At 58.0% G+C, this 9,485-nt stretch carries 7 protein-coding genes and 1 pseudogene; 6 read left to right on the top strand and 2 right to left on the bottom strand.

Going from position 1 to position 9,485, the window contains the following annotated elements; translation table 11 throughout:
- Both EN750_RS07510 and istB read left to right on the top strand, forming a co-directional pair.
- A pseudogene (locus tag EN750_RS07510) lies at positions 1-752 on the top strand (IS21 family transposase); the annotation flags it as partial.
- 16 nt (positions 753-768) lie between these two features.
- Positions 769-1,545: an IS21-like element helper ATPase IstB gene (istB, locus tag EN750_RS07515; RefSeq protein WP_127248680.1), complete on the top strand. Its 777-nt coding sequence runs from the start codon at positions 769-771 to the stop codon at positions 1,543-1,545.
- A 218-nt stretch (positions 1,546-1,763) separates the two neighbouring features.
- On the opposite strand, the gene EN750_RS07520 is transcribed toward istB, so the two are convergent.
- On the bottom strand, positions 1,764-3,011 hold the full coding sequence (locus EN750_RS07520) for an acetyl-CoA carboxylase biotin carboxylase subunit family protein (RefSeq protein ID WP_127248679.1): 1,248 nt from the start codon (positions 3,009-3,011) through the stop codon (positions 1,764-1,766).
- Positions 3,012-3,416: 405 nt separating this feature from the next.
- On the opposite strand from EN750_RS07520, the gene EN750_RS07525 reads away from it, so the two are divergent.
- Positions 3,417-4,379 carry a LysR family transcriptional regulator gene (locus tag EN750_RS07525; protein WP_127396060.1) on the top strand — a complete coding sequence of 321 codons (963 nt, stop codon included), beginning with the start codon at positions 3,417-3,419 and terminating at the stop codon, positions 4,377-4,379.
- Positions 4,380-4,502: 123 nt separating this feature from the next.
- On the opposite strand, the gene EN750_RS07530 is transcribed toward EN750_RS07525, so the two are convergent.
- Complete coding sequence (locus EN750_RS07530) at positions 4,503-4,985, bottom strand: Lrp/AsnC family transcriptional regulator (RefSeq protein WP_095489421.1); 483 nt, start codon at positions 4,983-4,985, stop codon at positions 4,503-4,505.
- A 763-nt stretch (positions 4,986-5,748) separates the two neighbouring features.
- Here EN750_RS07530 and EN750_RS07535 point away from each other — a divergent pair.
- The 3 genes from EN750_RS07535 to EN750_RS07545 form a co-directional block, all read left to right on the top strand.
- Positions 5,749-6,621: an alpha/beta hydrolase gene (locus EN750_RS07535; protein WP_127396061.1), complete on the top strand. Its 873-nt coding sequence runs from the start codon at positions 5,749-5,751 to the stop codon at positions 6,619-6,621.
- 83 nt (positions 6,622-6,704) lie between these two features.
- Positions 6,705-8,234: an MmgE/PrpD family protein gene (locus EN750_RS07540; RefSeq protein ID WP_245482643.1), complete on the top strand. Its 1,530-nt coding sequence runs from the start codon at positions 6,705-6,707 to the stop codon at positions 8,232-8,234.
- Between the two features lie 598 nt (positions 8,235-8,832).
- A partial coding sequence (locus tag EN750_RS07545; RefSeq protein ID WP_127396062.1) for an ABC transporter substrate-binding protein occupies positions 8,833-9,485 on the top strand: 653 nt, incomplete at its 3' end.

Here is a 9,485-nt window from a genome sequence, read left to right on the forward strand (position 1 = left end):
GTGCTGATTGTCGAGCGCTGGATTCTGGCGCGGCTGAGGAACCGATCCTTCTTCTCGATCGCCGAGCTCAACGCGGTGATCGCCGAACTGCTCGAGGAGCTGAACAACCGGCCGATGCGCCATGTCGGCCAAAGCCGCCGCGAACTGTTCGGGGAGATCGAGCGGCTGCCTTGAAGCCGCTGCCGGCGGCACCGTTCGAATACGCCGAGTGGAAGTCGGCGAAGGTCCATCCTGACTACCATGTCGAGGTCGACAAGACGTTTTACTCGGTGCCGCACCGGCTGATCGGGCGCACCGTCGAGGTGCGGCTCACGCATCGAGTGGTCGAGATCTTCCACGATCACCAGCGTGTCGCCAGCCATGTCCGTCGCTCGCAGCGTTCCGGCCATGTCACCGTCAACGAACACATGCCCAAGGCGCACCAGCGCTACGCCAACACCACGCCGGCCAGCCTGATCAGCAGGGCGGCCAGGATCGGCCCCAACGCCGCCATCCTGGTCGAGCGCATGATGCGCGAGCGGCCGCATCCGGAACAGGGATACCGCTCGGCCATGGGCATCCTGTCGCTGGCGCCGCGCTATGGGCCGGAGCGTCTCGATGCCGCCTGCGAGCGGGCGCTGCTGATCAACGCGATCGCCTACTCCTCCGTCACCGCCATCCTCAAAGCCGGCCTCGACCGGGCCAGCTCCGCAGAACCGGCAAAGCCGACACCCCAGCACGCCAACATCCGCGGCTCCACCTATTACCAGTGAAGGAAAGGAAGAAAGAATGCTGACGAACCCCACCCTCGACCAGATGCAGGCCCTCGGTCTGGCCGGCATGGCTGCCGCCTGGCGCGAACTGGCCGAACGCAACAACGCCAACGAGCTCAGCCGTGACGAGTGGCTCGGCCTGATGCTCGACCGGGAGGTCGCCATGCGGGCCGACAAGCGCGTCCGGAACCGGCTCGCCTCAGCCAGGCTGCGCTTTCCCGAAGCCTGCATCGAGGACATCGACTTTGCCGCGCCGCGCGGACTCGACCGGCGCAGCACCATGGCGCTCGCCCAGGGCGAATGGCTGAAAGCGCATGAAAACCTGATCGTCACCGGCCAGACCGGAACCGGCAAGTCGTGGCTGGCCTGCGCCTTCGGACGGCAAGCGGCACGGCTCGATCATTCCGTGCTCTATGTGCGCGTGCCGCGCCTGTTCGAGGATTTGGCGCTCGCTCGTCTCGATGGCCGCTTCCCACGCCTCATCGACAAACTCACCCGCGCGCAACTGCTCATCCTCGATGACTTCGGAACCCACAGCCTCACCGACCAACAGCGCTTCCATCTGTTCGAAATCGTCGAGGAACGCTATCGCCGCAAATCCACCCTGATCACCGCCCAGGTCCCGGTGGCAAGATGGCATGACCTGATCGCAGACCCCACCGTCGCCGACGCCATTCTCGACCGGATCGTGCACAACGCCCACCGCATCGTGCTCCAGGGCGACAGCATGCGAAAGCAAAAGGCCGCGCCCCTCTTGACCGGCGCCGAAAACGGCGAAATCAATCATCCATGAACGCAACAAGGCACCCAAGGACCGACGCCGCCAGACTGTCCCGACATTAGCGAAACCACTGTCCGGGAATTAGCGGAACCCCTGTCCGGCTTTTGCGAAATACGCAAATAGCCAGATGATCCTCGGTGTCGTTGGTTCGTCGGTGAAGACGACATGTGAGGCAAAGTCGACCTGCGCCTGCTCGCCGGGCGGGGTCTCGAAGAATCCTATCCGCGCTCCTATGCCTTTTCCCGTTCGTCAACAGTGGGCAATGGCGTTATCGACCAACCAATTGAGGCGACGGCACGCTGGACTATCGCTTCCGTCTGAGCATAGGTGGGTGAAGCGGCGACGACATGCCCGATGCAGTCTCGGTAATCGCCTTTCCTTACGATTGGCGCCTTAGACTTAACATACAATCTTATCTCTGCGACACCTGGTAAAGCAGCTGCCCGGCCAGCGCCATCGGTCCAATCGAGGGTGCCATCGCTATCAGCAACAAGAAATCGCCCAACCGCAGTCCGCGAGTCTCTTTTGCGCAAGTTCGGTTCATCGCCGATGACAAGCTTGATGTGCTCGGTAATGAGATCGACACCGTGAGCAAGCTTAATCAGTAGAGGAGTGGGCGCACCACTAAGACGCGGATTGACTTCAATGACGACTGGGCCACGTTTGGTCAACCGGAGTTCAACACTTTTTGGCCCCCAGTCAAGGCCGAGAGCTGGCAAACAGCTCAGCGAAACATCGGCCATACGCTCATGCTCCTCATCAGTTAGCGGGGCCGGAAAAGTGCACTCTCGATAGACGAAGTGCGGTGGCGGATGGTAGTCAGCGGCGACAATCCCCACGACCTCATGTCCCATCACTGCAGCGACATACGCAGGGCCTTCTGCGAATTCTTCGACCAGCACTCTTGGCGGAGACCGCCATATGTGCTTCCCCTCCAACAGATAGGCCGTATGTTCGGCCAGCTCATCGGGGCTGCGGCACAATCGGACACCCATGCTGCCACTGCCTACGGCTGGCTTAACAATCACGGGAAGGCCGATCTCCGCGGCAGAGCTTTCTACGTCCGTCGCATTCGCTGCCAGGCGATAAGCAGGTATTGCAACGCCGGCCTCTGCGAGGAGCTGACGTTGAACGAATTTGTCGTAGCATTGTTCAATCGACGCGGGATCGGGACCCGGTAGATCAAAACACCGGCAGAGCTTACCAACTGTGGCAGAGACCGACTCGTCGTCGCCCGCAAAGCCGGTGATGCCGGCAATGCCAAATGTGGCATGCAGCCGGGAACATTCCTGGATTAGCGCATCGAGATTGTCTATATCGACACGGATTGTCTGAAGGTTTTCCGCTGCAAGATATTCGTACTGAGTCGGATCAGCCGACAGTGTAATCGGATGTAAGCCAAGACGCTGAGCCGCTTGGACATAGAGCTGACCATTACCCCTATGACCTTCGATCAGGATGAGCGCTTTCCTTGCCATTGGCTGTCTCCTACGTTGTGTTCCTGCGACCTGCAGGAGCAAAAAATTGGCATCAGCCCGTTCGGCTTAGCCTGACCTCAGAAGTGAAAGTACCATCGCCGACGATTTGCGGTTGCAAAGATTGTGTATTTTTATGCGAAGGATCTGCAACGGCTGGGCTAGCGGGTAGTGTGCCGAGAGTTCGGCAATACGCTGAGGGAAGCCCCACGAATGTGACACCCGCCTTGGAATTGATCTTTCATTCTCGATTGAAGACAAGTCATGCGAGGCGTGGAGCCAGCTTGGGTCGGCCTATTGCGGGGCGGTGCGGTAGTAGCTTAGTTTCGACGTTGAGGCTTGGGCAAGGTTCAGAGCTGACACGTCTGATCGGGGTGCCAAGTCGTCTCAAGTGAGCGGGCCGAACACGTGGATAATCAGATCGAGCTTCGCGCCCTCAGGCATTTCATCCGAGTGTCCGAACTTGGCAGCATCAGCCGAGCTGCGGTCGAGTTGCGCATAGCGCAACCCGCTTTATCCAGGCAAATGCGTCGCCTGGAGGAAACGCTCGGGGTGCAATTGTTCATTCGCGATGGCCGCGGAGTGAGGTTGACGGAAACTGCCGCCAAGCTCCGCGACGAAGTTGCGAATGTCTTGCTGCGGCTAGACAACGCTTGCCTTCAAGCTCGGATCGATGAAGGGAGTCCCTCCGGCGTCATTCGCGTGGGAGTTCTGCCCAACCTGGGTCCAACCTTCATGGCGGAGCTTATTTTAGGCTGCCGTCAACAATTCCCCCGTGTTAAGCTGAAATTGATCGAGGGGTTCACCTTTCAAACCGCGAACTGGATCCAGAGCAAGCAGATAGATCTAGGCTTCGCTTACGATGTCGATAGTTATCGCCATCTGAGTCCCGAATTCCTTTTCAAAGAAAAGGTTTATTTGGTTGGATCAACAAAGAATTGGCCCTTCGGTGAGAGGGTCTTGTTGTCTGAATTGGAGGGCCTTCCGCTGATTATTCCGGCGCCGCCGAGTTACACGCGGCGACGCCTGGAGGCAGCCGCACACGACCAACAGGTGGAATTGACATTCAAGTACGAGATCGACTCGATACCTCTCATTAAGCGAATGATTGCACTGGATGAAGGCTACGGGATTTTTAGTCGTGCGTGCTTGTGGGAAGATCTCGAAGGCCCGAATCTATCTGTCGCGGCGATTGAGCGGTCTTCGCTAAGCTTTGAATTGGCGCTAACAACCGCATATGGGACAATACTGCCGCCCGCCGCACGGCACATCATATCATTTGTTGAGCAGATGGTTCGACGTTATGTCGAGCTCGGGCGCTGGTCGGGCGAGTTTATCACTGGCGGCCCGAGTTCATCGACCAACACTTGAAGTGGCTGGAGCACCGGCGGGCCGCTGGCTAACTGACTATTTGTGATCGCCTGCAACGCACCTACTCGCGAGGTGGTTGCCGATCTTCGGAGGGCGCAGGTGTGCTACTGGCGCGCTTCCATTCTATTCGTCAATTGGTAGAGCCAATGATGCCTTAATTCGATCCATTACGACCATGGTTTTAAAGCCCTTGATATCGGGGTGCTCATGAAAAAAGCGACGGGTAAATGCCTCGTACTCGACCATATCACGCACCGAAATTGCGAGAACAAAATCGGCCTCACCTGTCACGTAATATCCGTTCATAATCTCGGGCGTGCGCCGGATCGCTTGTTTGAAACGATCGATGATGTCAGCGCGATCGCGCTCTAAAGTGATAGAGGCTAGCATGAGCATGGGCCTGCCGATCGCTTCTGGCGAGATTACAGCAACATCTGCCTGAATTACGCGCGCATCTCGAAGTCGCTTCAATCGCCGCTGGCATGCGGTTGCCGAAAGGCCTGCAAGTTCGCCCAATTCCTCTGTGGTAAGGCGATTATTACGCTGTACGGCAATGAGGAGTTTCCGATCAATTCGGTCCAAGTCTGGCGGCGGGGTATGCAACATTGGGGGCTCCTCGCAGGAAAACTGCACGTTCTTGCCAATATTAGCCCAACTTCTGCGATGTCTCGCTCATACCGATTCCATATATCCGTTATGCGCTGGCTGTCTCCGGGTCGCCTGGCAGGGCGCGGACGCCCAATACGACCGCGTGATTGGGAACGGCCCGGCTGCTACGGGTGAGGCCATCATCGCCCTCGGCGCATCGGAAGAGGCATGGTATCGATTTCTTGAGATGCGCCCGTCATCGGACCGATCCACGCCAATGGATCGAAGTTTTTTTATGTTGCCCCGATCATCTTAGATGGCAGTGGCGAAGGAGGTTACGGTGATAGGTGATGCCGTGTGATGCCTGGGCCGGAAATGGGTGGGTCGGTGCCACTTGGGCTCCTCCTCGGCTGCCTCGAGGCCGCAGTTCACAGTTGCGCTCGGCGGCTTCGACTTCCACCGCATCCTGGCGGCGCGACATCCGATGCGGTGCTGCGATGCTGTTACCCGCAACCAGCACTACTCGCTCAGCGAATTTGCAGAACTCTAGGCAAATACGGCCAGCACATGGCGGTGCCACAATCCAGTACCTGTTTTTCCGTTCCTTTGGTCTGTCCAGTGGAGGGACAGCGCCCCAAAAACGCCGGTTTCCTGCGCGACAAAGTAAAACTTTGCGCAGCATGGTGACCGCGGGCTTGGTAGGGTTGGGGCGCTCGCTGGCAGGCTGCAGTTTCCGCACAGCGCTTCAAGGCCTGCGGCTCGTCTTACGTCAAGGAAAAAGATGATCTCTGAACGCAGCATTTCAGTCAGTGGTATCGGGACCTCATACTATGAGAGCGGAATAGGCGAGCCTATCGTATCCCTGCACGGTGCCGGCTTCGGCGCAGACGGAAAAAGTTCCTTTGTGCGTCAGCTCAACGACCTATCCGATCAGTTCAGGGTTATCGCGGTAGATCAACTGCAGTGTGGCGGGACCGATTATCCCGCCGATCAAAAATTCGTAAATCGCCTTGGTCGTGTAGACCACGTGATTGGCTTCATCGAAGCGCTGGGGTTGAAGCAGATCACCCTCGTCGGTCATTCAGAAGGGTCATTCGTCGCCGCGCGGGTCGCGATCCTGCGTCCGGATCTTGTCTCGAGGCTTGTATTGCTGACAGCCAGTTCCGTCTCTCCGGCCTATGGGGACGACCGCGACGAAACTTGGTGGCAGGCCTATACGGAAGCTTACGACAATTCCAGTCCGATGCCGAGCGAAGAGGAATACGTCGCCGCCTGGCGAAAGAGCACCCGCGCCTATGGGCAGGATGTGGAAGAGGCTAAGAGAGAGGCCTATCGGCGGGCCGCGGCGCGCGGGCAATACGAGATTCTCCAGAGCCTGCCCGAAGAAGAAACCAATCTCCGTCTGTATGTTGTGCTGCAGCAAACCCATGTGTTCCCGTACCTTGATCGGCTTCGGGCCGAGACATTGATTATCTGGTCCAAGAACGACCCCACAGTGCCGCCTGACCGCGGTATAAAGCTGGCAAAGCTGATCAAGAATTCGGATTTCCACCTGCTGAACAATGCGGGGCATGACGTCCAGATCGACCAGAGCGAAGCAGTGAACAGACTCATCCGGCACTGGACTGCTAAATCACCAACTAAGGGAAACTAGCAACTGTTCGATCCCAGGTGGCTGCGGGGGCGAATACTGCAACGCCCTTGCGCGGGTGCGCCATCTGTTTCTGAGGAAGAGATATGCAGAACAAACTGAGGGTCGCTCAATCAAAGCTGATTGGCAACGCATGCCATGGCAATCTCGACCGGGGGCAGGGCAGTTGTACCTACATGTTTGCCGGTATTCTGTTAATTAGGGCAGGAGTTTTGACGATGGATTTGACGGCGCAACTCATCAGGCACGTTATTGAAACGCACAAAGAGACAATACCTAAGGAGTCGATTGAACGCGCGAAACTTTCCATTCTCGACACGCTTGCCAGCGCGATCGGCGGATCGGATGACCAGATCGCGCACTTCGCTCGTCGGCTGGGCAGCTTGTCCGGCGGCAAGGCAGAATGCACCGTCTGGGTTTCTGGAGAAAAGCTTCCTGCCTGCTTGGCGGTCCTTGTCAACGCCACCACAGCTAGAGCCATCGACTTTGATGATACCTACGAGCTTTGTATCAACGGCTGCCACGCCAGCGCTTACAATGTGCCGCCGGCGCTGGCGCTCGCGGAACGCGATCCTTCGATTACCGGGAGCGAATTGCTCATCGCATTAGCGACGGCTATGGATCTGCACATGCGTCTTGCGCGTAGCGTGACGAGCCATTCTTTGAAAACCGGCCGCGATAATATTGTCGCAGTGTGGGGCACCACCGCGGTTAGCACAAAATTGCTGCGGCTCGATGAAGAGAAAACCCGTAATGCATTCGGCATCGCTTACGCCCACGCCGCCGGGGAAGTACAGATGTATGAGGAAGGCGCGCACACTGTGGCGCTGCAACAAGGATTGCGGGCGCGTTCGGGGGTGGAATCGGCCCTGTCTGCTATGGTGGGTTTCAACGGTCCGCGGGAGCCGTTCTTTGGTAAGTATGGCTTCTACAGAGCCTTCGAACCGAGCTACGACGTCGATTTGCTTATGGAGAAGCTTGGTGAGGATTATGTGAACACTGAGATCAGCTTCAAAGCTTGGCCGGCTTGCAGGGCTATGCATCCCGGGATCGATGGAGTGAAGCAATTGCGCGACAAGCACGGCTTCAAGGGGGAGGATATTGTCTCACTTGAGCTCGGGGTGAACCGTCTCGTCGCTGAGAGTTATGTGGTACAGCCGCGCGTCCAAAAGTGGAACCCAAAGGACCCGGTCGTCGCGCGCTTCAGCCTGCCTTACGTCATCTCTGTCGCGGCCCAACACGGCAGAGTAGGAATCAACGATTTCCGTCCGGAAGCATTTGAGGATCCGGCTGTGCGCCGCATCATGGCTGTCACGAAGATTGAAGTTGATCCAGAGATCGATCGTACTCACGGTCTGCATCAAAATTCGCCGACAGCAGTTACTGTGAAGCTAAGGGGCGGCGCAGAACATTTCATTCGGATTGACAAGCCATTCGGCCATCCGGACAATCCGGCTTCGCTCGCCGATGGCATGCGTAAACTTAAAGCTTGCGCCGAAACGTCCATGTTGCCGTTCTCCGATACACAGCTCGAGTCGATTGGGGAATTCGTCGAGGACCTTGATAAGCGGCCCACGTTGGCACCGCTATTCGAGCTGCTTGTTGGCGGTAAGTAGTCACGAACGTGCGAAATCAATGCTGGATCTCGGCCGCACTGGCTGCGCGCTTGCGATAATGGAGTTGCTCGCTGACGAAGCCAAGCGCAACCGTTCGCGGCCTCAGCACGGCGTGGTCTTCGCTGGAAAAGCATATCGTATTCAGAAAGCCGCTTAACGAAGGTCGATCGGACGGACTTGAAGGTGCTGAAGAGATTCAACTCGACGTATACGGGGCGACGGTTGCGTGTTTGAAGCCGGCCCCGCAGTCGTCTGCTACTCAAGACGTCCACCACGAAATTCATGTATCCAAGGCGACGGCTCAAGGAGTGAGCCCGTCGGCCGGCCTGGAAGGCGGCTTGACGCTTTTCCTGGTTGCCCGATCACGTCGGCTCACGTCGAATGTCCGGCGCTTACGGTTGTGATAACTCCGCTCAATTCCCCGTGTTTCAGACCGGTCATCTGGGCGATCGTGCGCGAATGACGCCTAAACGCCGATTTCCTGCGGCGTTAGAAGGACAATTCGTTCAATGCGGCACATTGGTGCTGGTACTGTACTCAAAATAGAGGCCGCATTGTCCGGCCCCAAGGGAACATGTCTGAAATGAGGAGCATCCAAATGTCGCAGGAACTTGACTATCTTAGCCTCCGCGTCGCTGCGGGCGGGCTGAGCCGGCGTGAATTTCTCGGCCGTGCGACGGCGCTCGGCGTGAGCGCCGCCTTCGCCAACTCGCTTCTTGCCGGCGGCGCGAAGGCGCAGGTGCCGCAAAGGGGCGGCATTCTGAAAGCCGGCCTCCAGGGCGGTGCGGCGACCGACAGCCTCGACCCAGGGGCCTTCTCAGCCTCGGTCGCGATTGCCTTCAGCAAATGTTGGGGCGAGTTGCTGATGGAACTGACCCCCGACGGTGGCGTCGAAAGCCGTCTCGCCGAGGAAGTCGGTTCGTCCAAGGACGCCAGGACCTGGACGATGAAGATCCGCAAGGGTGTCGAGTTCCACAACGGCAAGACCGTTACAGCGCAAGATGTGGTGGCGACACTTGAGCGTCACTCCGACGCGAAATCAAAATCCGGCGCGCTGGGCTTGCTAGGGACCATCGACACGATTAAGGCGAATGGCGACGAGGTCGTGGTGACGCTGAAGGGCGGCAATGCTGATTTCCCTTATATGATGACCGATTATCATCTCGTCATTCAGCCAAACGGGGGCAAGGACGATCCGGCCGCCGGCATCGGCGCCGGCCCCTACAAGGTCACGGTCAACGAGCCCGGCGT

It is taken from the genome of Mesorhizobium sp. M7A.F.Ca.ET.027.03.2.1 (genome assembly GCF_003999175.1).
GTDB lineage: Bacteria > Pseudomonadota > Alphaproteobacteria > Rhizobiales > Rhizobiaceae > Mesorhizobium.